This is a genomic window from Kitasatospora putterlickiae (assembly GCF_039527695.1).
Lineage (GTDB): Bacteria > Actinomycetota > Actinomycetes > Streptomycetales > Streptomycetaceae > Kitasatospora > Kitasatospora putterlickiae.
Map to the genome: position 1 here is coordinate 5,796 of NZ_BAAAKJ010000215.1, position 1,621 is coordinate 7,416.

Below are 1,621 nucleotides of genomic sequence, written 5' to 3' on the forward strand. Positions count from 1 at the left end.
CCCGGGCCCCTTCGCCGTGCTCCCGCGGTTCAGCGCAGCGACAGCACCACGCTCTTGAGGATCGCCGCCTTGGCCAGCCGTCCGGCCCGCCCGGTGAGTACCGCCGGCCGCATCGAGTCGTTGCCGTGGATGAACTGCAGCAGCCCGTCGCGCCGCCCGAGGCTCAGGCACTGCGCGGCGTACCGGAAGGCGAACGGCTCGTCGGTGCGTCCGGTGAGCACCTTGCCGAGGTACCGGCCCTGCGGCAGTGCGGTCGCGCAGCCCATCCGCAGGGTGCCGGTGCCGGGGACGGTGACCTCGGCGGCGTCGCCGATCACGTACACCTCGGGGTGCGAGACCGACCGCAGGTGGTCGTCGACGACGGCCCGACCGGCGGGGGTGACGGCGAGGCCCGCCTCGGCGGCCAGCGGGTGCGCCTCCATCGAGGCGGCCCAGACGACCAGGTCGGCGGGGATCCGGCCGGTGGCGGTGGTCAGGCCCCCGGCGTCGACGGCGGTGACGGCGCTGTGCTCGTGGATCCCGACGCCGAGCCCGCGCAGCACGCGGTGGACGTGGTCGTGGCCCTTGGCCGAGAACCAGCCGCCGACCCGGCCGGCGGTGACGATCCGCACGGTCCAGCGGGGGTGGGCCTCGGCGAGCTCGGCGGCCAGCTCGATGCCGGTGGCGCCGCCGCCGACGACCGCGACGGTGCCGGGGCGTTCGGCGGTGCGCAGCCGGTCGGCGATCTCGGCGGCCCGCTCGACGGGGTGGGCGTGCTCGGCGGCGCCGGGGACGCCGTGCCAGGCGGTGCGGCTGCCGAGGGCGTAGACGAGGGTGTCGTAGGCGACGGTGTCGCCGTTGTCGAGGACGATCTCGCGGCCGGCCAGGTCGAGCCCGGTGGCGCGGGCCCGGACGTGCCGCACGCCGCGCCCGCGCACCACTTCGGCGATGGCGGGCCGGTTCACCGGGAGGCCGGCGGTGGTCTCGTGCTGGCGGACGCGGTGCAGGATGCGGCTCTCGGGGGCGATCAGGGTCACCCGGCCGCGCTTGCCGGCCCGGGCCGCGGCGGTGAGGCCCGCGTAGCCGGCACCCAGTACGACGATCTGCTTCTCGGTCATGTCGTCCCGCTCCTTCGTGGCGCCGTGGGCGGCGTCCTCTCGCGGTGCGCTCCCGGGGTGGCCGGGGAGCGCTTCTCCGCGTCTTCGGAAAGGGGACGACGGGGCCCGCGGGAGTGTGACGGTGACCTGCGTCACGCCTCCGGGGTGGCGTTGAGGTGGGTGAGCTTCTCCGGGTTGACCACGGCGTAGGCCTCGGTGATCCGGCCGTCGGCGACCGCGAAGGCCATCACGCCGCCGATCACGCCCGGCCGGGAGTACCAGACCAGGCCGGGCTCGCCGTTGACCAGCGTGAACTCCACGGAGGCCTCGGCCGTGACCCACTTGGACACCAGGCCGAGGACGAGCCGGGAGACCTTGGTCGAGCCCAGCACCGGGCGGGCGCCGGCGCTGACGACGCCGCCGCCGTCGGAGTGCCAGACGATGTCGGGGTCGAGGACGGCGAGCAGGCCCTCGATGTCGCCGCGGGCGCTGGCGGCGGCGAACGCCTCGACGGCCTGCCGGTGCTCGGCGGGGTCGGCGGTGGC

At 76.1% G+C, this 1,621-nt stretch carries 2 protein-coding genes; both read right to left on the reverse strand.

Features of this window, described 5'->3' with window-relative positions; all coding sequences use genetic code 11:
- Positions 1-29: 29 nt before the first annotated feature.
- Positions 30-1,097, reverse strand: coding sequence for an NAD(P)/FAD-dependent oxidoreductase (locus tag ABD308_RS21165; RefSeq protein ID WP_344337529.1), 1,068 nt, complete (start codon positions 1,095-1,097; stop codon positions 30-32).
- 131 nt (positions 1,098-1,228) lie between these two features.
- A partial coding sequence (locus tag ABD308_RS21170) for a nuclear transport factor 2 family protein (protein ID WP_344337530.1) occupies positions 1,229-1,621 on the reverse strand: 393 nt, incomplete at its 5' end.

Bases quoted from the DNA above. Each gene is read 5' to 3' on its own strand.
- ABD308_RS21165 (WP_344337529.1), bottom strand. From the start codon at position 1,097: ATGACCGAGAAGCAGATCGTCGTACTGGGTGCCGGCTACGCGGGCCTC.